Below are 23,632 nucleotides of genomic sequence, written 5' to 3' on the forward strand. Positions count from 1 at the left end.
AGAGACTATTATATTGGCAGGAGATATTAGTGCCTGTACTTTTAGAAGGGGATATAAAAGAAAAGACTCTGGTAAATCAAGCTACGTGCTTTTATACCAGAGTCTTTAAACTCTTATTTTAAATACTAATGACTAGTATTTGCTTTTTGATTCTTTACGTTTTCCAGAGAAATCACGGAAGCCACCGCCATTGCTGCTACGCTCACCACGATCACGACGCTCACCACTGAATCCGCCTTCACGTCTTCCGCTGCGTTCGCCGCCACCATATCCACCTTCACGTCTTCCACCGCGATCTCCACCACGGTATCCACCTTCACGTCTTCCGCCACGGCTTCTTCCACCACGGTCGCTACGACCTTCTCCTCTAGCTTCACCAGATACTTCGATACGTACTTGACGACCATTGTAATCTACACCTTGGAATCCTTGGAATACTTTTTCTACTTCTGCATCTTGAACTTCGAAGAATGTGAACACACCTTTCAAATCAATTTTACCGATTGATTTTCCTGAAATATTCGCATTGTTACAGATAAAGCCTAACATGTCTCCACGAGAGAATTCATCTACTGAACCTAAGTTCATAAATAAACGCGTGTAGCCTTTTGAACCTTCACGTGAACGACCATCACGTCTATCACCGCGGTCTTCACGACCACCATCACGCGCTTCGATATTTAAATCAGGTGCATTTTTGTAATAATCCAAGAAACGGTTGAACTCAAGAGAAGCGAATCTTTTGATGATATCTTCTTTTGAAAGTGATTCCAAATTTTCCATAATTGCAGGCAAGAATGGACTGATTTGTTCATCGTTTACTTCAACATTTTCAATCTTTTTAACGATAGAGAACAATTGTTTTTCGCAAACTTCAGCACCTTGAGGTACTTGTTTTTTCTCAAAAGGCTTACCGATGATTTTTTCAAGATGACGGATTTTGCTTAGCTCTTTTACGTTTACCAAAGAAAGCGAAATACCAGTTTTACCTGCACGGGCTGTACGGCCAGAACGGTGCGTATAGTTTTCTGTTTCATCAGGTAAAGAGAAATTGATAACGTGAGTTACATCACTTACATCAATACCACGAGCGGCGACGTCTGTTGCGATCAATAATTGTAAACTACGGTCACGGTAACGTTTCATAACTTTATCACGTTGTTGTTGGGACAAGTCGCCATGCAGTGAATCAGCGTTGTAACCATCTTTAATCAACGCTTCAGCGATATCCTGTGTTTCGATTTTTGTACGACAAAATACGATACCAAAGATATCAGGGTTTGAATCCACAATACGTTTGAATGCAGCATATTTATCTTTTGCTTTGATCAAATAATAGTGGTGTTCAATGTTGGCATTACCGGTGTTTTTTGTACCTACAGTAAGCTCAACTGGATCGGTCATATAATTCTTTGCGATACGACGTACCTCAGCAGGCATTGTCGCCGAAAATAACCAAGTTTTTTTCTCGTCAGGAGTTTCTGACAAAATGTTGTTGATGTCTTCTTTGAAGCCCATATTGAGCATCTCATCCGCTTCATCCAATACAACATATTTTACATTTGAAAAATCAATCGCATTTCTGCCGATGATATCCAACATACGACCTGGGGTCGCTACTACAATTTGCACTCCACGTCTAATTTGACGTAGCTGGTCTGAGATATTTGCACCTCCATATACAGCAACAACATGTACGTTGTCAACGTATTTAGCAAATTTTTCTAAATCTTTTGAGATTTGTAAACATAATTCCCGAGTAGGGCAAAGAATTAATGCCTGTGGGTGTTTTTGAGAAAAGTCTAATTGCTCTAATAATGGAAGACCAAATGCCGCGGTCTTTCCTGTGCCAGTTTGGGCTAATCCGACAAAATCGTCGTTACCAGTCAATAAAACAGGAATGGCTTTTTCCTGAATTTCAGAAGGTTTTTCGAAACCTAATTCTGAGATGGCATTAACAACTTCCTCACGGATTCCCAGTTCTAAAAATGGGTTCATGAAATATTTTATACAATAGGCACTATTGCCTAAGGCGATGCAAAGATAAGAATAATATTGGAATAAACAAATAATTTAAACAATTGATTTTTAAGGTGATCTGATTCTTTTGTACTAAGTGATAATAAATTGGGTCGTGTTACTTAGATTTAGCGCGCTTTAACAAGTTTTATTTTGAATGTGAAACCATTTACAGCCTAGCTTATTTGAAAGGGATGCTCAACATAAAATTATAGATTTCTTTAATTCCGATAAAGCCAAAGATAGATTGTTGGAGCACTGGCGTAAACATATATTTGACTATTTCTCCGATATTGTGCAAAAATATATTCCTATTTAAATCTGCTGTTAACTAGGTATAAAATGCTGCAAAAGCAACCTGATCACCTGGATTATAACGTAAATCGACGATCAATTCCTCTATTTGTTTTGATTTAAGATTTTGTATTGCTTCTAATAGCGAATAGGCTCCATCGAAATCAAATTGGCATATAATTACTTTAAATAGGGGGATCTTTTTACGTTTACCTTATCAAAGAATAAGATTTCGATAAGAAAAGGAGTAATAAAAAAGGCATCACCGTGAAGTGATGCCTTTGGCTTGTATAAATCAAAGAATATCGATTAATAAAGCGTAAACTCTACGCGACGGTTTTGTTGACGACCATCGGCGGTTTTGTTTGATGCGATCGGTTGGTCAGGACCATAACCTGTCGCTTCAATACGCGATGCATTAGCACCTCGAGATACTAAATAGGCTTTTACCGATTCTGCGCGTTCTTTTGATAAACGCATGTTCAATTCACGGGAACCTGTATTATCGGTGTGACCAGCTAGTTTTAAGCTGAAGTTTTTCTCGATTAACAGTTCTGCTACTTTATTTAATGTCGCGTATGATGTAGGACGTATGGTTGCTTTTCCTAAATCGAACTCCAAGTTTTTGATTGCGTCAGCAACAACTTTTCGGTCAGCCTCTGTTACAACAACCTTTTCAACCACTCTTGTTTCGTTTTTAACAACAATTGGACATCCTGCACCGTCTACCTGAACACCTGAAGGTGTGCCTGGGCATTTGTCATATTTGTTAGCTACACCATCACCATCATCATCTTTCAGGTCACTGTTTAGTCCGTCCAGTTGATTTTGTAGTGCTTGGTTTTTAGCATTTAAAGCATCATTTTGTGCTTTAAGATCATCGTATTTCAATGTGTAGTCGTTTACTAAGGTCGCGACAGGATTTGAATTGTTCAAAGCAGGTTTGCTACCATTACCCAGTGCAAATTCTAAGCCACCATGGATGTAAGTAAACAAGTCATTCTTATATTGACCACCTCGAATACCGTCAAAGTTTTGGTTAACCCAATTTAACTGATAACCCAACTCAAAGTTGATTCCTTTGGCAACAGCAAATTTGAAACCCATGTCCAATGGTACATATATTTTAGAAATACCATCGGCTTCTTGAGAAGTAGAACCTGTTGTCAATGTTGTTTTGCTGTTCATAACACCAACACCAATTGACGCATAAGGTTTGATGAAACTGTTGAAGAATCTCCAGTTCGTATTAGCCGCTTGGAATTCTCCTGACAATGCAGCAGACCATGGTGTTTTAGCCTCAAAAGATTGTGATCCATCTTTAAATGCGCCACCTGTTTTACCGCCAAAGTAACTCGCTTTAATGCCGAAAGAAGGAGAGATTTGCTTTTTAATATAAGCACTATATCCCAAATTCCATGCTAAATCCTCATAGTTTGCACGGTTAAAGCCAGCAATGTTAGTTTGATTTGTCACCCCGGCACCAATACCGATAGACCATGTTCTATATTGTGTAGCTGGTCCAAATGGTGTTGTTCCTTCAATGGATGATGCTTTTGCATTTTGAGCATTTGCTGTATTCGCAAATAAGCCCGCAGATGCAAGCGCGAGTACGAATTGTAATTTTAGTTTCATATAATTTGTGTTTGTATAAACCGATGCAAAAGTAATAAGTTAAAAATTAAATTCACTATAGGTTTGTAGTTGAAATATGACATTTGGTAAATAAAAAGGTGTTTCTGTTTAAAAACACCTTTTTATTAGTGTAATTTGTTAGTTATTAATAAAGTGTAAATTCAACACGGCGATTCTGTTGACGGCCCGCTGCATTTTTATTGGATGCAATTGGTTGGTCTGGACCATATCCGGTTGCTTCGATACGCGACGCATTAGCACCCTGAGATACTAAATATGCTTTTACCGCTTCTGCACGTTCTTTAGACAAACGCATATTTAATTCGCGTGAACCTGTATTGTCGGTGTGACCTGCGAGTTTTAAACTAAAATTTTTCTCGATCAATAATGCGGCAACTCTATTCAATGTCGCATAAGAGCTGGAGCGAATAGTTGCTTTACCTAAATCAAACTCCAAGTTTTTGATCGCATCAGCAACAACTTTCTTATCTGCTTCTGTAACCACAACTTTCTCTACGACTTTGGTTTCGTTTTTAACGACAATTGGACAACCCGATCCATCCACTTGGACACCAGAAGGTGTACCTGGGCATTTATCGTATTTGTTAGCCACACCATCGCCGTCGTCATCTTTTAGATCATTGTTGAGACCATCTAACTGTCCTTGTAACGCTTGATTTTTAGCATTCAACGCATCATTTTGAGCCTTTAAGTCATCGTACTTAACCGTGTAGTCATTGACAAGCGTTGCGACAGGGTTAGAATTGTTTAAAGCAGGTTTGCTACCATTACCCAATGCAAATTCTAGGCCTGCGTGAGCATAAGTGAATAAGTCATTTTTGTATTGTTGACCCACTGGGTTATCGGTACCCATTCTGTTGTCAAAACGTTGGTTCGCCCAATTCAATTGGTAACCAAGTTCAAAGTTGATACCTTTTGCTACGGCGAATTTAAAACCAAAATCTGCCGGTACATAAATCTTAGAATACGAGTCACCATATTCTCCTCTGTTCCCGTTAGCGATTCCAGCGGTCTCGGCGTTCATTACACCAACACCAATGGATGCGTACGGTTTAATAAAGCTGTTGAAAAATCTCCAGTTGGTATTTGCTGCTAAAAACTCGCCCGACAACGCTACAGACCAAGGTGTTTTAGTTTCAAATCCTGTCTGTTTATCGCTATTAACATAGCCTGATGTTTTTCCACCAAAATAAGTAGCTTTCAATCCAAAGGATGGGGAGATCTGCTTCTTGATGTAAGCACTATAACCCAAATTCCAATCCAGTTTATCGTAACCACCATTGTTAAACTTGGCGATATTTTGCAAGCTCGTTACACCTGCTCCCACACCGATCGACCACGTTCTATATTGTGTTGCCGAGCCTAATGGTGTTGTGCCTTCAATAGATGCTTCTTTTGTGCTTTGCGCAAAGGATGCGGTGGATAAAATTCCTGCCGCAACAAGTAATCCTGATTTTTTAAGGCTAATTTTCATAATGCGTGTTTGTAAAATTATCTACTATAATACTGTTGTTAAATTAACTCACTGAACACTCTTGCAATAAATTTGCCAAAAATTATTTGGTTACTCTACTCGCCCAAAAAAGTTTGGCACCTCAATTTCAAAAGCCAGATGCTTAACAATATTTTCAGTAAAAATGTTTTGAAAAAAAGTTTTCCTGCTTTTTGTAATCAAAATAACATCGATATCTTCATCCCGGATAATGGTATGGATACCGTTAGCAATATTCTCTCGTGAACCTGCAAAATAACTTGGCGACTTGATGATATAGGAAATATCCTCGATACCAGTTTCAGCAATAATCTGTTCAATCCAGTTTTCAAGTTTTTCTCCTAATATATTGATTTCTAGTTCGTTTTTATTGATATGGATAAGCTGTAAATGGAAATTTTTCCCATATAATGGTATCGCTTGTTTAAGCACTTCAAGTTCACCGGGTTTGAAATTTGTCAATAGAGCGATGTTGTCATTTTTGAATTTAATCGCGTTTTTTGGGATGGCTAGAACAGGGATCTTTGACTCTATAATGACATCATATGTATTGCTTCCAATCAATACAGATTCAAGTCCGGTCACTCCTTTTGTACCCATAATCACCGTTTGATAGACCTCTTTTATCTCTTGTTTATCCAGTGTTTCAGCCAAAATACCGTTGGCAAATAAGGTAGAAATTTTAAGCGAAGGATATTCCTGTAGAAGTTCGGCTACAAGTTTTTCCATCTGATGACGAGCTTCTCCCTCGGTTGGGTCTACTAAATGCTTCGCATTTGCAAATTTGTTGATATGCGAAGTGAACGAATGAAAGAGTGTAATCTCATCATTTGTTGTCGTCGCAATTTGAGCTGCATAAAATGCGGCAACTCGTGCGTTTTCGGAATAATCTACTGGTATTAATAGTTTAGACATGGCTATAAGGTTATGCTTTAGTAAAAAATATTGGAACTAAGGGGTGACTAAATAATGCTTTTGCAACGGAACGCGTAAAAACACGTTCAAAGAACGATTTCCTCGATCGTGTCACCAATAATATGTTGATCTTTTCCTCATGGATCATCTCATTAATCACTTCCGGAACCGTATCTAAGTCCTCAATGTCACCTTGTATTGAATCCACTTCAATAGCAATATTGGTCACACCAATATATTTTTTGATCTTATATTTCCATACTTCAAGCTTGTCTTCGATTCTGTTTTCTGATGAATGATCGTAGTGAACATGCATAAGTTTTAGTTCAAAGTCTTTGCCGATGATGTTGACAAAATCCTGTACGGTCTGTACCTCTTCTTCTTTAAAATTAGACAGTAAGCCAACTTTGTCAATACGTGTAAAGGACGCTTCTGTTGGGATGGCTAAGACAGGTATTTTAGCTTTTTTGCTAATGACATAGGTCGTGCTACCAATAAGTTGACTATCGTCGTTGGTGATGCCTTTAGTCCCCATGATAACAAAATCAAATCGATCAGGAGTGGCAAGTTCCGGTAGTGTTTCTGTAATCATACCACGCTCACATTGGGTAGTTATTTCAAGTGCAGGATGTTGTAATTTTATGGATTCTGCCAGATTTTTAATAAGGATATCAGCTTTGAATGTTGGAGAATTAGTCTCATTACGGCCATTTTCGTCCTCAAATACAGCAGAAGCCGAGGTGTAATTGTGGTAAAGATGGAGTGAATACCCCTTTTCGAGGGCAAGGTCCACAGCGTAATTTACAGCATTATTAGAATGAGCCGAAAAATCTACCGGTAGTAGAATGTTTTTTTTCATTAGAAGGAATTTAATCTACAAAATCTAATCTTTTTTATTTTGCATTTAGGGAATGTGCGTGAAAGTGTACTGGATTCCCTATTTTACTATCAAATGTAATAAAACAAATGTAATTTTGAATGACCTTAAGTCAAATAGTTTTTGTTGTTTTACGTATTGAATTTGACGAGCTTTAGACAAATATGAATAACGAATAACACTTTTAAAATGTTGTATTTAATATCAGTTTGTGATTTCTGTCACATCTAAAATAAGTGTACCCTAATTGTCTGTATGTTATCTCCTGATTTTTTTGTTTGAAAAGTCAATATTGATTTTTACTCGTTTAGAGAAAACAGTCGTTTCAAGGTCAATATATGGAATTCTACATTGCATAACCTACCAATTTTGAGTAAGTTTGCACATATTTTTAGATAATTAAATGACAAGTAGAGAAATTCGTCAAGCCTTTCTGGACTTTTTTAAAAGTAAAGGGCATCAGATAGTACCTTCAGCACCAGTAGTTGTAAAAAATGACCCGACATTAATGTTTACCAATGCGGGGATGAATCAATTCAAAGATTTGTTTCTTGGTGAAGCACCCATCAAATTTCCGCGTGTTGCCGATACGCAACGTTGTTTGCGTGTTTCCGGAAAGCACAATGATTTGGAAGAAGTAGGGATCGATACCTACCACCATACGTTGTTTGAGATGTTGGGAAATTGGAGCTTTGGTGATTACTTTAAGAAAGAAGCTATTGCTTGGGCTTGGGAGCTGTTGACAGAAGTCTATAAATTAGACAAAGATCGTTTATACGTCACTATTTTTGAGGGGGATGCAAAGGAAGGCTTAGAACGTGATATGGAAGCTTTCGATTTCTGGAAAGAATGGATTGGTGAAGATAGAATTCTCCTGGGTAACAAAAAAGATAATTTCTGGGAAATGGGCGAGACAGGACCTTGTGGACCTTGTTCCGAAATCCATTTCGATATGCGTAGTACGGAAGAGCGCATACAGACTTCAGGGCAGAGTTTGGTCAACGCCGACCACCCTCAAGTAATTGAGATCTGGAACCTTGTCTTCATGCAATTTAATCGATTGAAAGATGGTTCACTTCAGTCGCTACCAGCTAAACATGTGGATACGGGAATGGGCTTTGAGCGTTTGGTGCGATGTATACAGGGTAAGACCTCCAATTATGATACAGATGTATTTACGCCTACCATTGATTTTATTGCTGAGAAATCAGGTATAAAATATGGTATAGATGAAAAGTCTGATATTGCCATGCGGGTAGTGTCTGATCATATTCGTGCGGTTAGTTTTGCAATTTCCGATGGTCAACTGCCATCCAACAATAAAGCTGGCTACGTGATCCGTCGTATTTTACGTCGTGCAGTACGCTATGCGTATACATTTTTAGGCTTTAAGGCTCCTTTTATCAATGAACTTGTACCTGTATTGGCAGCTCAGTTCGCCGGAGTATTTGACGAATTGATCCAGCAGCAGGATTTTGTGCAGAAAGTAATCTTGGAAGAAGAAGTTTCATTCTTAAGAACTTTATCTACGGGCGTCCAACGTTTTGAAAATTATGTGGAGGACCACAGCGTAATTAACGGGGATTTTGCTTTTGAATTATATGATACTTATGGATTCCCGATCGATTTGACGGAATTGCTAGCGCGCGAAAAAGGTTTAACGGTTGATATGGAAGGTTTCAACCAAGCACTTCAAATTCAGAAAGACCGTTCTCGTGCTGCCACTGCTATAGATACGGGTGATTGGGTTGTGGTAAATGATGAAGAAGGATTTGAATTTGTAGGCTATGATACGTTAACTGCCGTTACTGAGGTTATTAAATACCGTAAAGTTGTTGCGAAAAATAAAGAGCAATTTCAATTGGTGCTTTCTGTTAGTCCTTTTTATGCCGAAGGTGGTGGTCAGGTAGGCGACTCGGGAGAATTGGTTTCCGAAGAAACTGGAGAAAAGATTTATATCACAGATACGAAAAAGGAAAACGGTCTATTTGTACATTTTACAAACAAATTGCCGCTGGAATTAAAAGGAACATTTGTTGCACAGGTCGATAAAACCAAAAGAATCGATACTGAAAACAATCACTCCGCAACCCATTTGTTGCATGCTGCCCTTAAGCAGGTGTTGGGAAGTCACGTGAATCAAAAGGGATCGTTGGTCAACGCTGATATTTTGCGCTTTGATATCTCTCATTTTGCAAAAATGACAGAAGAGGAGATCAAACAGGTGGAAGATATTGTCAATGCCAAAATTCGTGAAAATATTCCACTGAAGGAGGAACGAAATGTCCCTTATCAACAGGCATTAGATTCGGGCGTAACAGCACTATTTGGTGAGAAGTATGGCGATTTTGTTCGTGTAATCACCTTCGAAGATCAATATTCTAAAGAATTGTGCGGTGGTACACATGTTACAGCAACGGGGCAAATAGGTTTTTTCAAAATTGTTTCTGAATCTGCTGTAGCGGCTGGTGTACGTCGTATAGAAGCAATTACTGGAACTCGCTCTGCAGCTGTTATCCGTGAGCATTTCGAATTGGTTCACCACCTGAAAGAGCTCATGAATAATCCGAAGGATTTTGTTTCTGCACTGGGTAAAATCATCGATGAGAATGGCGCTTTGAAAAAAGAAGTAGAGAAAAGTATTACGGAAAAATCCTTAGCATTAAAGTCGGATCTGGAAGCAAAGATCCAGCAGGTTGGCGAGATTAATTTCTTGTCCACAATCGTCGATCTACCGAGTGCAGAGGCGGTGAAAACCTTGGCTTATGCGGTAAAGGGGGCTGTTAATAACTTGTTTCTGGTTATCGGCGCTGAATTTGATGGTAAACCAAGTTTGACCGTTGTCATATCAGATGAATTGGCCAAAGAAAAAGGGTTGAACGCAAGTCATATTGTTCGTGATTTGGCTAAGGATATCCAAGGCGGCGGAGGTGGTCAACCATTTTTCGCAACAGCTGGAGGTAAGAACCCTGCCGGATTAAAGGTTGCAATTGAGCGAGCAATAGATTTCTTGAAATAAATTTTATACAATACCAAGCCATCGGATTTATTCGACTTCTTCCTTGGAGGATCCGAATAAATCTGATCGTTTTTACGATTCTTTAAGCTGTGACATGTAGCGTGAATCAAAGAGAGCAAAGCCATTTGCGTAATTGGGAATAGGTACTTAACAAATAAAAATAAACGGATGAAAAAGGCAGTTTTTTTAGCAGTAGGGATCGTTGGTTTGATGATGGGTTGCCAAAATAAAGAACAGTTTACCATCGCTGGAAATGTCGAAAATCCTGGCAATATCAAAGTTATTTCATTGTATGAAGGTGATACCAAGCTGGATTCTATGTTTTTTGGCGATAATAACAAATTTCAGTTCGTACGACCTGCTAGCCAATCCAGATTGTTGTCCTTGCGTGTCGGTAAAAATCGGTACGATTTAATTGCTTCTCCGGGGGAGACGATCACATTTAAGACAGATCTTCATAAAGATGTAAATGATTATCAAGTGGATGGGTCTGAATTGTCAAAGACGATACAGCCTTTTGCCAAAGAGCGAAATTATCGCGATTATCTACAGGACTCCTTACAGACGGTGTTTTCTAAGCTGACAGCCAATTCAACAGCAGCTGAGATCGAAAAGATTCGTGCTGAATATAAATCAAAGTTTGCAGAAGAATTGCGTACATATACAAAAAAAGCAGTCGATTTCTCGAATAAGCACAATGATCTTGCAGGTTTTTATGCAATCTCGACCTTAGATCCTGAAGTAGCCGAAAATGAAATCATTACCTATGCAGATAAAATAAAAAATGAATTTACGGAGAACAGGTACGTGACACAGTTTAAAGAGGAGACCCAAAAACTGAAAAAAATGGCAATTGGGCAACCTGCTCCCGAACTGACTTCGTTTACACCATCAAACAAAGAAGTTAAATTATCGAGTTTTAAAGGGAAATATACTTTGGTGGATTTTTGGGCTTCATGGTGTATGCCCTGTCGCCAGGAAAACCCTAATCTCGTTAGGTTGTACAATACCTATCATGGTAAAGGCTTTGACATACTCTCTGTTTCATTTGATGATAATCCTGGTTCCTGGATGCGTGCTATCGAAGATGACAAGTTAACTTGGACACATGTGTCAGATTTGAAGGCTTGGAGCTCACCGGTTGTCATTGATTTCCGTGTGAAAGCGTTGCCTACCTCATATGTTCTCGATCCGAACGGCATTATTATAGCAAAGAACTTGCGTGGAGAGGAGCTGGAGGCATTTTTGAAGAAAACAATTAAGTAATCAATGTGTTATTGTTAAATATTATATTACTTAATAATTTGGTAACACTAGATTAACTGATTGTTATCATTTTGTTTATAATTTAGCAAAAAAATAAGACAAATGAGTTCTTCGAAACAAAAGATTTTAATTGTTGATGACGAAAAAGATATCTTGGATTTAATTGCATTCAACTTAAATCGTGAAGGTTATCAGGTCTCTACAGCGCAAAATGGGGAAGAGGCAATCAACGTTGCCAAACAAGTAAATCCGGACCTCATCATTTTGGATGTGATGATGCCAAAGATGGACGGAATTGAAGCTTGTCGCATCATGCGCGCAATGCCTGAATTCAAAAGTACATTTATGGTGTTTTTGACTGCTAGAAGCGAAGAGTATTCGGAGATCGCAGGATTTCATGTCGGTGCAGACGACTATATTGCAAAGCCGATCAAACCGCGTGCGCTAATGAGTCGCATCAATGCTATCTTAAGAAGAAATGCTTCCGAAGAGTCGGATGCTGCCGTTCAGGATAAAATTGAAATTGCCGATCTGGTTATTGATCGAGATTCTTTCTTAGTCTACAAAGGGGAACAAAAGATCGTTCTTGCAAAGAAAGAGTTTGAGCTATTGTATTTATTGGCTTCAAAACCGAATAAGGTGTTTACGCGTGAACAGATCTTAAAGAGCATCTGGGAAGATTCTGTTGTTGTGACTAACCGTACAATTGACGTTCACATCCGCAAGCTGCGTGAAAAGATAGGAGACGATTATGTAACCACTGTAAAAGGAGTGGGATACAAATTTGATAAAGAATAAAAAAAAAGAGGCTTTGGCCTCTTTTTTTATTGATTAACTTTCCGCAGTATAGATTCTATACGATTCGCCTTGCGCCAAATCTGGACAAATCTGGGGCAGATGTTTCCAATTTAACATAAGAGAAAGGAGCGGATTTAGTGAAGGAATTGCCATCGTTATAGGGAACTCTTTCTCGAGATGACTTGATATCACCGCAACAAATCTTTACTTTTGACCTAAAGCAAAGTAAAAATTTCAACATGTCATCTATTCTTATAAAATCTGCACAACTAGTCAATGAAGGTAAAGTTGAGGTTGCTGACGTATATATCAGCAATGGTCGAATCGAAATGATTGCTCAGGAAATTAATCATCCTGCTGATCAGGAGATAAATGCTGAGGGGCTACACTTGCTACCGGGACTTATCGATGACCAGGTTCATTTTAGAGAACCCGGGTTAACTTATAAAGCGGATATATGGCATGAGAGCCGCGCCGCAGTTGCTGGTGGGACAACCTCCTTCATGGAAATGCCTAATACTGTCCCGAATACGTTGACTCAGCAGTTGCTTCAAGATAAATATGATATTGCAGCAAAAAATGCATTGGCCAATTACTCATTCTTTATGGGGGCGGCTAATGATAATCTTGAGGAGGTGCTTAAAACTAATCCAAGAGATGTCTGTGGTATCAAAGTTTTTATGGGGTCATCTACAGGGAATATGTTGGTGGATAATGAAAAAGCGTTGGAAGGGATCTTTGCGAATGCTCCGACCTTGGTGGCTACGCATTGTGAAGACGAGGCGACGATAAAAGCAAATCTGGCCCTATTTAAGGAAAAATATGGTGAGGATGGATTGAAAATTGAGATGCATCCATTGATTCGTTCTGAGGAAGCCTGCTATTTATCCTCGTCGAAAGCTGTCGAATTGGCAAAAAAGCATAATACACGCTTGCATATCCTTCATATATCAACAGCCAAAGAAATTGCATTATTTAGTCATGATATTCCATTAAAGGATAAAAAAATAACGGCTGAAGCTTGTATCCATCACCTTTGGTTTTCTGATCAGGATTATGCTTCAAAAGGTAATTTTATCAAATGGAATCCAGCGGTAAAAACAGCCAATGATCGCGACCAAATTCTAAAAGCTTTATTAGATGGGCATATCGATGTGATAGCGACAGATCATGCTCCGCATACAATGGAGGAAAAATCGCAGCCCTATGCTTCAGCGCCAAGCGGAGGACCACTTGTACAGCATGCGTTGCAAGCCTTGTTAGATATGGTCAAAGCAGGAAAAATGACCCTAGAACAATTAGTGCAAAAATCTGCGCACAATACGGCTACATTGTTTCAAATCGAAGATAGAGGATACATTCGTGAGGGATATTGGGCGGATCTTGTGTTGGTCGATCTGAATAAACCTTATACGGTATCGAAAACGAATATCTTGTCGAAATGCGGCTGGTCGCCATTTGAGGGACACACGTTTAGTTCAACGATTGAACATACTCTCGTATCAGGTAAACTTGCTTTCTCCAATGGACAACTTATTGAAAAAGGTGCTGGTGAACGTCTGTTGTTTAACCGATAGTATTTTGCAATGGAAAAAAGAGCCTTTCTAAAATCGATTGCTTTAAGCTTGTTGTCTATTCCTGTACTTGGAATGGGGCAGCCAACCAGAGATAGAGACGAATTGTACGGTCAGGCTGCTTTGCTTGCAACGAGGTTAAAATTGGGGGATACCATAGGTTTAATAACGCCTGCTGGTGTATTGGATGATGAAGAGTCGATTAGCATTGCACGTGAGATATTTGAGACACTGGGTTTTAAAGTAAAAGAAGGTAAACATATACGCAGCCGCTACGGTAATTTGGCCGGTACAGATCAGGAGCGTATAGCAGACATTCATGATATGTTTGCAGACAAGACCGTCAAAGCGATTGTTTGCATCAGAGGAGGTTCGGGTACATCACGTCTTTTAGATCGATTAGATTACAAACTGATCGCCAATAACCCCAAAATTTTATTGGGATATTCAGATATAACAGCATTAATTTTGGCATTATATGCCAAGACAGGACTTATAACGTTTCATGGTGCAGTGGGTATCAGTACCTGGACTAAGAAACTTGCAGAGGCTTTCAATGCTCAGTTTGTAGCCAATCAGCCAGCAATATTTGAAAACCCCAAGTCTAAAGGTGATAGCATTGTACAGACCAAAGACCGAATTGCCACAATTCATCCGGGTATAGTAGATGGGGTATTGCTTGGTGGAAATATGACCGTGTTGACCGGCTTATGTGGTTCACCTTATCTGCCAGATTTTAAAGATAAAATTCTTTTTCTCGAAGAGGTCGACGAAGATATGGAGCGTGTTGACCGTATGTTCTGTCAATTGAAAAATACTGGTGTACTGGGTGCGATTAAGGGTTTTATTTTTGGCAAGTGCACCAATTGTAAACCATCTGGTGGCTATGGATCCGTAACACTTGACCAATTGTTCAATGATTATATCAAACCGTTAAAAATACCCGCTTATACAGGGGCTGTCGTTGGGCATATTGCCGAACAGTTTATTTTGCCCGTAGGAGCAAAAGTCCGTGTAGATGCTTCGCAAGGAACGATTGCTTTAATGGAGCCTGCATTAAAAGATTAATATGAAATTAGTAAAAGTTGATTTCATCAAAGCCTTTTCTTTATATGAAGAAAAGGCTTTGATGCATAGAAGATTTAAACATGCTGATATTTTACCATTATTAGAAAATATCAGGAGCACTGGACGTTTTGCTGTATCGGAAATTGGGAAGTCCACTGAAGATCGTTCGATCTTTCGACTACAATACGGACAAGGGCCAATCAAGATACTTTTATGGTCACAAATGCATGGTGATGAACCTACGGCGACAATGGCCTTGTTTGATCTATTTAATTTTTTCAACGGAAAAGATGATGGTTTAGATGCCTTTAGAGATCACATAGCATCAAAAGTGACCTTGTATTTTATTCCGATGCTAAATCCTGATGGAACCGAACGGTTTCAGCGTAGGACAGCCATGGATGTGGATATGAACAGAGATGCAAGGGCAACAGCAACAGTGGAAGGGGCCTTATTGAAGGCGCAAGCCATGTTGCTAAAACCTGATTTTGCCTTTAACCTGCATAACCAAAACAATTACTACAACATTCCTGGAACAAATATGCCAGTGACAATTTCCCTATTGGCACCTGCCTATGACTATGCGCGGAGTATCAATGAAACTCGGGGAGATGCGATGCGGGTGATTGTCGGAATAAATAAAGTCCTTCAGGAATTTGTTCCAAAGGCGGTTGCAAGGTATGACGATGAGCATACACCGCGCGGTTTCGGTGATAATTTTCAAAAATGGGGCGCCAGGACGATTTTAATTGAATCAGGAGCTTATGTTGGTGATACCGAAAAAATGATGGTCCGAAAATGTAATTTCGTGGCTTTGTTAAAAGCATTTGAGGAAATTGCTGATCAATCCTTTAAACAGCATTCGGTTACCGATTATGATACAATTCCCTTCAATGATGAAAAGCTCCATGATGTGTTGCTGAGAAATTTGACCATCGAGCGGAGTGGTAAACCATTGCTTGTCGATGTTGCCATTCGGCAGAATGAAAAGACGATAGGCTCTGACTACTACGTAGAGGGTATTGTTGAAGATATTGGCGATTTGCAGGATTTTTATGGTTATGTAGATATTGATGTTGCAGGAACGGAGTTTGCTCCAGCCAAGATGTATATGGAGCCATTTGCTTCCCTGACCGATTTAGATGATACCATCGTGATGGGATTACTTGAAAAAGGCTATGCCGCTGTTATGATTGAAAATGTGATCCCGGGAGAATTTTTGCATAACCTTCCAATTCGTGTATTAACTAAAAAAGCTATAGAATTTTCACAACAATTAGCTCTCGGAGCTCAAGCGGATTTTTTTCTTCGTAAAGAAGGCAAGAACATTTACGCCGTAGTTAATGGTTATGCGATCGATTTGAAAAAAACAATGCAACAGCAGTATAAAAATCAGATAAGTTAGGAATGCTTAATATAGCTCAAAAAAGAAAAAGGTCACAGCCTGTGCTGTGACCTTTTTCTTTTTAAAACTACTAGTAGCCGGTATTCTGTTGATTTGCTATAGCTGGGTTTGCATTCATCTCATCCAGTGAAATAGGAAGAATGGTTTTAAAGAAGGTTCTATCGATCGTTTTTTGTCTATTTGTTGTGCTTATATTTCCTAAATCATCATCAAAAGTTATCGATTTGTTCCAGCGCATCATATCAAAGAAGCGGTGACCTTCTCCAAGGAGCTCTTTGCTTCTCTCATCGGCAATCATATCTAAAGTAATCGTGCCTGAGGTCGCAACATCTAATTTGGGAGAGCGTTGGCGTATTGCATTCAGGTAATTTGCTGCAAGGGCCTTGTCAGGAGATGATTTTAGTAGAGCAGCTTCAGCAGCGATAAGATATACTTCGGACAAACGGATGACCTTAATATTGACAGCGGTACTATTTGCTGTTGAATTTTTATCGCCAGCAAGCGTTGTGCTACCGCTATATTTATAGACCGCTCCTAAATGGGTGGTGCCGACTTCATCGTACGCCATAACACCCCATCTGACATCTGTCTCGTCTTTCTTAAGTTTGGCCAAGAATGGATCTGCGGCTATAAAGTTTCCCAATATGGCTGTACTGCCATGTCCTTTTCTGCGGAACATCGCACCCAGTGAACTAGTCCCTGCGTCAGCTTCATTCGGATAGACACCCAATTCTAGAATAGATTCAGTTCCAAACATACCTGTCCAGGATTTTACCCAGTTTTCATTGCTATACAATGTGTAGACTTTGGAGTCTATGACCTCCTGCGCTGATTTTAACGAATTATCATAATCATTCATATAGAGATACACACGAGCTTGCAGTGCTTTATTGGCGAAAAAATTGAAATATCCATCCGATTTGGATTTTGGCAATAAGCTCTCTGCATCCTTTAGATCCTGTACTATTTGTTTGTAGTTTTCCTCCACGGAGATACGTTTTTCCTGCGCGCTATATTCGAGTACTTTCGTTACATTAGGGATACCAAGGGCAGATTTTTCCATGTTGTAGGGTTTTCCGTACAACCTGACAAGATCAAAATTGATGAGGGCTCTTGCGGTCAATGCTTGTCCTTTATACGTATTAAAATTTTCTGTCGAGCCGGCAGCGATTAGTTTATCGATATTTGTCAAAAGATTATTGATCTGCACGAGTGTATGAAACCCTTGTGTCCAGATGCTTGAATAGGGATTAGAAGAGGCCGAATGATTAAATACATAAAGATAGTCATAACCGCGGCCCTGGGATGCAATCGTAAAGTCACCCCCTTTGGCATCAGCATAGAGCGGGAAATTTCGTCCATAGTAGGCGACATTTGCCATTTTACTCATTAATCCATTCATAATAACCTTTGCGTCAGCAGCAGTTTGGATGGAGGTATTGGAGTCCCCCATATTGGTCGGTGTGACATCCAAAAAATTGCTACATGAGCTGATTGCTAATGATATTGTTATGCACGAGGCAATAAAAAGCTTTTTCATAATACTGTTTTTTTTCGTTAAAAACTAAATTCAACACCGAAAGTGTACGTTTTTGCCAATGGTGTTTCCCAGCCCCGCGTACCAAATTGGTTAACTTCCGGATCCATATACTTGTATTTCGAAACGGTCAACAAATTGCTTCCATTGAAAAATACCCTTGCATTGGAGATACCAGCTCGTTTTAAAAAATCATTTGGTAATCTATAGCTCAACGAAATGTTTTTTAATCTAAGATATGACGCGTCAAACAGTTGTCTACTGCTGATCTGGTTCACATCTTCCAGATCTCTTCCGGTAACCATTGGGTAAGTTCCATCCGTATTTGAAGGTGACCAGCTATTTTCTGTAAAATAAGCGGCATGAATTCGTTCCCAATAATAGCCGTCATCGGCAACATCTTTGGATGTAGCATCATAAAGTTTGCCGCCAATTTTATAAGCAAAGTTCAATCCCAATGAAAAGTTTTTATAATCGATGTCAGAATTTATACCGCCATATAGTTTAGGATTAGCATTTCCGATGATGGTTTGTTTAGCTTTTTTGTAATCATAACTTGCCGCTTTTCCGTTAAAGATAAAATCGCCATCAGTGCCATCGTTTGTATACCAGACGTTTTTGCCATTGGTTTGATCTGTACCTGCCCATTCTAGACCAAAGAATGATAAGGACGATTCTCCTTCGCGATAAATAAATCGAGCTCTATCGTCTCCACCAGTGGGATCATACCAGACGATATCTCGTCCACCATATAATTTTGTAATCTTGGATCTGATGATTGCGGCATTTGCACTTAATGTCCATTTCCAATTTTCATTTTTAATGATATCTGAACATAATTCAATCTCTATACCTTTATTGTTCATTTCGCCAACATTTCGCAATATGGAGCCGAAACCAGTAATTGTGGAGATCGGAACATTCTGTAAGAGATCCTTCGAGTCTCTGTTAAAATATTCAATTGTACCAAATAGTTTATTGTGGAATAGGCCAAATTCTAATGCGACGTTTGTGGAGTAATTTTTCTCCCAAGCTACGTCCGGATTGCCTAAATTATTTAGCCCACCACCTGGCTGTGTCATATATTTGTTGGAATAACTTGTTAAATTGCGCCAGGCAAAAAGATCCGTAGGTAATGTTCCATTTACCCCATAGGAACCTCTAATTCTTAGGTTATTGATTTCCTCAATCTGTTTAATAAAAGATTCCTTGGCCAAATTCCAGGAAGCAGCTAAAGACCAAAAGTTGCCCCAACGAGGATCTGGTGCCAAGCGGGATGAACCGTCCCTTCTAAATGATGCCGAGGCAAAATAGCGTTCATCGTAGTTATATTCCGCCCGCGATAGTACAGACATCATATTATTGCCCCAAGAATAGGCGGACGCATCCAATATACCTGCAGTGGCGACTGTATGAAGTGATGAGGATGGTAAATCTTTACCTGTAGCACGGATAAAATCAGTCGTGTTTTTTTCAGCTTCGAAACCAGCTAATAACCCAATATTATGCAAGCCAAGGCTTTTGTTGTAATTGGCGGTTGTGGATGATACCAATTTTTCAATGGACGTAGACACCTCTGTGACCCGGCCATTGTCTGCCATACCGTTATAATGTTTAGCGCTATAATAGATGTGATCTTTGACCTCGGTTCTGTCATAGGAGAAAATGGTCTTCAATGTAAGTTCAGGTAACAGCTTTAATGATAAAGATTCTATAGCTGATAATTTACTTGTTTTCGAAGAGTTTTCCCATTCCTTGTTGTAATACAACGGATTATAAGCGAGACTACCATAGCGTGCTGTATATTCGTTACCTGTTTTATAATCAGTTGGCCAATACATCTGCCATAATAAATTACTCGCTTGATACAGGTAATTTGTTCCTGTATTCCTGGTGTCATTCATCCCAATAAGCTTGTTTTTAGCGTAGTTGACGTTTGAACCAAATTCGAGATATTTCCCAATCTTTTGCGTTAAATTAATCCGACCATTGATTCTGTCGAAGTTATTCTCAATAATCCTGCTTTTGTCTTGCGTGTATCCTAAAGACGCATAGTAATTGGTTTTTTCTGTTGCTCCGCTTACCGAGATATCGTTGCTGTTGAATATCCCGGTTCTAAACAATGCTTTGTTCCAGTCATAATATTGACCATCTCGATTCTCTACACCATCTGTTTTTCCTGAGATATGTACATTTTCCCATTGTGAGGTTCCATCTGTGCTGAATTGATAGCCATGAATACCAAAACCATAAGAAGAAGTTGGTTTACCGTAATTTGCCGAATTTGGATTCCAGTCCAAAGAATTTAAGCGAAATAAGGTGTTTTTATTCGCCTGTTCAGCCGTTTGACCAGCTGCTATTCTAGAGTCGTATAAAACACTATAGAGCATATTGATTTGATCCTGTACCGAAGCAGGTTCATTATTTTTGGTTGCCCAGGAAGGACTAATGCCGATAGAGGACTTGACATTGATCTTTGGATCTCCGTTTTTCCCCTTTTTTGTGGTGATGATGATGACACCGTTTGCCGCGCGGGAACCATAAAGGGAAGAAGCGGCAGCATCCTTAAGCACAGAAATAGATTCGATATCGCTGGGATTTAATGTGCTCATGACGTTGTTCGTATTGACAATATAGTCGCCCATCTGTCCGACACTACCCGAAATGACTGGAACACCGTCAATGACATAGAGTGGCTCGTTCGACGCGTTCATAGAGCCTATGCCTCGAATGCGTATAGCTGAAGTTGCACCTGCCTGACCAGATCCATTTGACATTTGCAGACCTGCAACACGGCCAGTAAGAGCTTTTTCAAAAGAAGTGACAGGTTGTTTATCAATGGCATCTGATTTTACTTGTGCTGCCGAACCTGTATAGGTACTCTTTTTAGTCGTTCCGTAGGCAATGACAATGACTTCGTCCAATGCCTGTTCATCACTGCTGAGTGAAATACTAATGGTTTTTCGGCCATTGACCTGAATTTCTTGTGGACTATAACCTACTGCAGAGATACTTAATATCGCGTTGGTGTTTGCGTTTAGCGTAAACAGGCCATTTTCGTTTGTTGAGGTTCCTTGGTTAGCGCCTTTTACATTAATTGTAACTCCGCTAATTGGTTTTCCGTTGCTGTCTGTTATTTTACCAGCAATTTGGATCTGTTGCGCATATAAAGACTGCATCGAACTACAGGCTATGAGACACAACGTTGTGAGCACATGTTGTTTCATAAAAGTGTGAATTGATTAATTTAGTTTGTTAATATTTTGGTGCTGTCGGATGTTGGTCAAACTTGCGAAAGCAATTCAGTGCAATGTTTTTTTTAAGAAAAAAACATTGCACTGAATATAGGGTTATTTCCTTAAAATTCCAATTCCAGGACGGTCGGGAAGAAGGCAATTGCCATTGACAACGGTCATACCGTCATAAATGTCATTTCCGATCAATAAAGCACCATCTAAATCAGCCCAGTCTGTTAGGGGAGCGAGTTGTGCTGCTGCACTGATTGCACAGGATGTTTCGGTCATGCAACCGATCATAACTTTCATTTCCAGAGAACGCGCAAGCTCAGCCATGCGTTTGGCTTCCCGCATGCCAGTACATTTCATCAATTTAATGTTGATACCCGAATACACACCCTTTAATGCGGGGACATCCACAAGACGTTGACATCCTTCGTCGGCAATAGTTGGGATAGGGCTATGCTCAGTAAGCCATGCATTGTCGTCTATCTGCTCCTTAGGCATTGGCTGTTCCAAGAAAGAAACATTTCTTTCTGCAAGCCAATGTGCCATTTCGAGAGCCTCTTCACGTGTTTTCCAACCTTGATTGACATCGGCACACAATGGTCGATCGGTAACCTGACGGATAGTATCGATGATCATTTTATCCGTATCGAGACCCAGCTTTACTTTCAAAATTTTAAATTGATCCGCTTCCGCTACCTTTTTACGGATCATTTCTTCCGTATCAATCCCAATAGTATAGGATGTCGGAGGGATAAGATCCGGATTTAATCCCCATATTTTATAATAAGGTTGATTCATTATCTTCCCTAATATATCATGTAATGCAATATCAATAGCGGCTTTTGCTGCGGTATTTTTCAATGCAAGCTGATCGATATAATGGAGAATCTCCTCAGTTTGAAAAGGAGAGTTGAAGCCTGTCAGATCGATCTGATTAAGGAATGATAAGACACTTTCCTGCGATTCGCCTAGATAGGGTGGCATACTCGCTTCACCATAACCCACAATGCCGTCATACTCTAGCTCGGTCAATACAACCGGTGTTGTGCTTCGACTAAATGAAGCTACAGTGAAGACATGGCGCAAAGTTAGCGTGTAAGGTCTAAACCTCAATTTAAAGGTTCCAAAATCTTTACTAATCCATTCAGATTGATTGCTCATCACTATGTTTATTTATTGTTGTAATAATTGCTTTCAACGACCTTCTGTATTGCGCTATCCCGTGCGCCAAGGTAACGACGGGCAGCAACTACAGTCCGCGTTTGGAAATCATCGTAGTTTGCAGCGTCCTTAAGCATACTGTTGATCCGGACCAATCCGGCAGCGTGAATAAAAGTTCCATTGCCGATATAGAGTGCAACATGTGTTACACGCGCATTAGGATTGCTGTTTTTGCCTGCCGCAAAGAACAGTAAGTCTGCCGGTTTTAGATTCTTGAGTGCTTTCTCAGGGTCGAAATGTCCTTCTTGATCTAAAATGTCGATTTTTTCACCTGCGAGTACTTGTTGCGATGCATCTCTCGGAATTACGAAGCCGTTCATGAAAAAACTTGTTTTGGTAAAACCGCTGCAGTCTACACCTTTCACCGATGTCCCCCCCCATAAATAGGGCAGGCCTAACATTGTTTTTGCACTGGCGATAATATTTTCCGCTGTAGGCTGGCGCGTTTCAAACCAATTTTTTAAGGTTAGACTTTCTGATTTTTTAATATAACCTAAACGTCCATCCGGATATGCTATTTCATAAAAATTGCCTTTCTGTCCTTTTAACTGAAGGATGTCGCCATATACGAGATCAGACACTCGTTGGCTTTTTTCATTGGGTTCAGAATAGGATTTTCCAAACTCCGCTGTATAGATAACTTTTTCTGCTTGTCGCCAATTGGCCAGCATGGTTTTGTCCATCGCTTCAATGGACGAAGTAGGTACCCATGCTATATAACCATCGGGGGTGCGCACGCGATAGTCGCCGCTCTTTTTTTGCAGAAGATCCACTTGCGTTCCCAATAAAACCTGGCTGGTTAGCTCCGCAGCATTATCTGGAAATGTGCGCATATTTGCAACGGAGAGCCTGATGACTCCAGTAGTTTTTTCACCTACACTTGCATCAGGCAAGAGCTGTACTTGAATATTGGCTGATATATCTTTTGCCTTTTGCTCTAAAACGAACTTAGCATCTTTTTCAGTTGTTTCAAGTACATATTGGTTCTGTGCGATATCCGCTTTTTGGATGGCTACGATCTTGGTTCTTTTATCGGGAGCGAATTCACGTTTTACGTTTTCTTGCAACTCTTTGATCGTGAAATAAGTCGTGGAATCTAGCTGCTGCGCCTGACTGCTTTCAACCCCTATAAGGCTTGCATAAGCTAAAATAGCGAATTTAAGAGTGTTTTTCATGCGAATTAGTTTGTTTCTAAAGATAGGATTAATTCATAATATAAGTCAATTTTTATTGTCGATTTTTAAGT

Annotated in this window: 16 protein-coding genes; 6 read left to right on the top strand and 10 right to left on the bottom strand. The window is 39.6% G+C overall.

Features of this window, described 5'->3' with window-relative positions; all coding sequences use genetic code 11:
* Positions 1 to 132: 132 nt before the first annotated feature.
* The 6 genes from B2O97_RS08590 to B2O97_RS08610 form a co-directional block, all read right to left on the bottom strand.
* Positions 133 to 1,998, bottom strand: coding sequence for a DEAD/DEAH box helicase (locus tag B2O97_RS08590; protein WP_070567253.1), 1,866 nt, complete (start codon positions 1,996 to 1,998; stop codon positions 133 to 135).
* A gap of 352 nt (positions 1,999 to 2,350) precedes the next feature.
* Entirely contained in the window at positions 2,351 to 2,512 is a 162-nt protein-coding gene (locus B2O97_RS25245; protein WP_112374317.1) for a S41 family peptidase, read from the bottom strand.
* A 110-nt stretch (positions 2,513 to 2,622) separates the two neighbouring features.
* A complete protein-coding gene (locus B2O97_RS08595) occupies positions 2,623 to 3,948 on the bottom strand; it encodes an OmpA family protein (RefSeq protein ID WP_070567251.1) in 1,326 nt (441 codons plus the stop codon).
* 145 nt (positions 3,949 to 4,093) lie between these two features.
* Positions 4,094 to 5,443, bottom strand: a complete 1,350-nt coding sequence (locus tag B2O97_RS08600; RefSeq protein ID WP_070567249.1) for an OmpA family protein — start codon at positions 5,441 to 5,443, stop codon at positions 4,094 to 4,096.
* 90 nt (positions 5,444 to 5,533) lie between these two features.
* The gene (locus B2O97_RS08605; RefSeq protein WP_115047651.1) at positions 5,534 to 6,376 is read right to left on the bottom strand and encodes a universal stress protein; all 843 of its coding nucleotides are present in this window, start codon (positions 6,374 to 6,376) and stop codon (positions 5,534 to 5,536) included.
* Between the two features lie 10 nt (positions 6,377 to 6,386).
* Positions 6,387 to 7,235, bottom strand: a complete 849-nt coding sequence (locus tag B2O97_RS08610) for a universal stress protein (protein ID WP_286767262.1) — start codon at positions 7,233 to 7,235, stop codon at positions 6,387 to 6,389.
* A 421-nt stretch (positions 7,236 to 7,656) separates the two neighbouring features.
* Between B2O97_RS08610 and alaS the strand changes: the two genes are divergently transcribed.
* The 6 genes from alaS to B2O97_RS08640 all read left to right on the top strand — a co-directional run bounded on the left by alaS (position 7,657) and on the right by B2O97_RS08640 (position 16,383).
* Entirely contained in the window at positions 7,657 to 10,272 is a 2,616-nt protein-coding gene (gene alaS / locus B2O97_RS08615) for an alanine--tRNA ligase (RefSeq protein WP_286767263.1), read from the top strand.
* 168 nt (positions 10,273 to 10,440) lie between these two features.
* Positions 10,441 to 11,538, top strand: a complete 1,098-nt coding sequence (locus tag B2O97_RS08620) for a TlpA family protein disulfide reductase (RefSeq protein WP_286767264.1) — start codon at positions 10,441 to 10,443, stop codon at positions 11,536 to 11,538.
* A 102-nt stretch (positions 11,539 to 11,640) separates the two neighbouring features.
* Complete coding sequence (locus B2O97_RS08625; protein ID WP_046672195.1) at positions 11,641 to 12,336, top strand: response regulator transcription factor; 696 nt, start codon at positions 11,641 to 11,643, stop codon at positions 12,334 to 12,336.
* Positions 12,337 to 12,575: 239 nt separating this feature from the next.
* Complete coding sequence (locus tag B2O97_RS08630; RefSeq protein WP_286767265.1) at positions 12,576 to 13,913, top strand: dihydroorotase; 1,338 nt, start codon at positions 12,576 to 12,578, stop codon at positions 13,911 to 13,913.
* A 9-nt stretch (positions 13,914 to 13,922) separates the two neighbouring features.
* Complete coding sequence (locus B2O97_RS08635) at positions 13,923 to 14,978, top strand: S66 peptidase family protein (RefSeq protein WP_286767266.1); 1,056 nt, start codon at positions 13,923 to 13,925, stop codon at positions 14,976 to 14,978.
* A 1-nt stretch (position 14,979) separates the two neighbouring features.
* Positions 14,980 to 16,383, top strand: coding sequence for a M14 family zinc carboxypeptidase (locus B2O97_RS08640; protein ID WP_286767267.1), 1,404 nt, complete (start codon positions 14,980 to 14,982; stop codon positions 16,381 to 16,383).
* Between the two features lie 70 nt (positions 16,384 to 16,453).
* Here the strand turns inward: B2O97_RS08640 and B2O97_RS08645 are convergent, their stop codons facing one another.
* The 4 genes from B2O97_RS08645 to B2O97_RS08660 all read right to left on the bottom strand — a co-directional run bounded on the left by B2O97_RS08645 (position 16,454) and on the right by B2O97_RS08660 (position 23,561).
* On the bottom strand, positions 16,454 to 17,923 hold the full coding sequence (locus B2O97_RS08645; protein WP_209579105.1) for a RagB/SusD family nutrient uptake outer membrane protein: 1,470 nt from the start codon (positions 17,921 to 17,923) through the stop codon (positions 16,454 to 16,456).
* Between the two features lie 17 nt (positions 17,924 to 17,940).
* On the bottom strand, positions 17,941 to 21,147 hold the full coding sequence (locus B2O97_RS08650) for a SusC/RagA family TonB-linked outer membrane protein (RefSeq protein ID WP_286767268.1): 3,207 nt from the start codon (positions 21,145 to 21,147) through the stop codon (positions 17,941 to 17,943).
* Between the two features lie 123 nt (positions 21,148 to 21,270).
* Positions 21,271 to 22,326, bottom strand: coding sequence for a dipeptide epimerase (locus B2O97_RS08655; protein WP_201639510.1), 1,056 nt, complete (start codon positions 22,324 to 22,326; stop codon positions 21,271 to 21,273).
* Between the two features lie 8 nt (positions 22,327 to 22,334).
* Complete coding sequence (locus B2O97_RS08660) at positions 22,335 to 23,561, bottom strand: NlpC/P60 family protein (RefSeq protein ID WP_201639509.1); 1,227 nt, start codon at positions 23,559 to 23,561, stop codon at positions 22,335 to 22,337.
* Between the last annotated feature and the right edge of the window lie 71 nt (positions 23,562 to 23,632).

The sequence above is a fragment of the Sphingobacterium sp. UBA865 genome (assembly GCF_002295765.1).
GTDB lineage: Bacteria > Bacteroidota > Bacteroidia > Sphingobacteriales > Sphingobacteriaceae > Sphingobacterium > Sphingobacterium multivorum.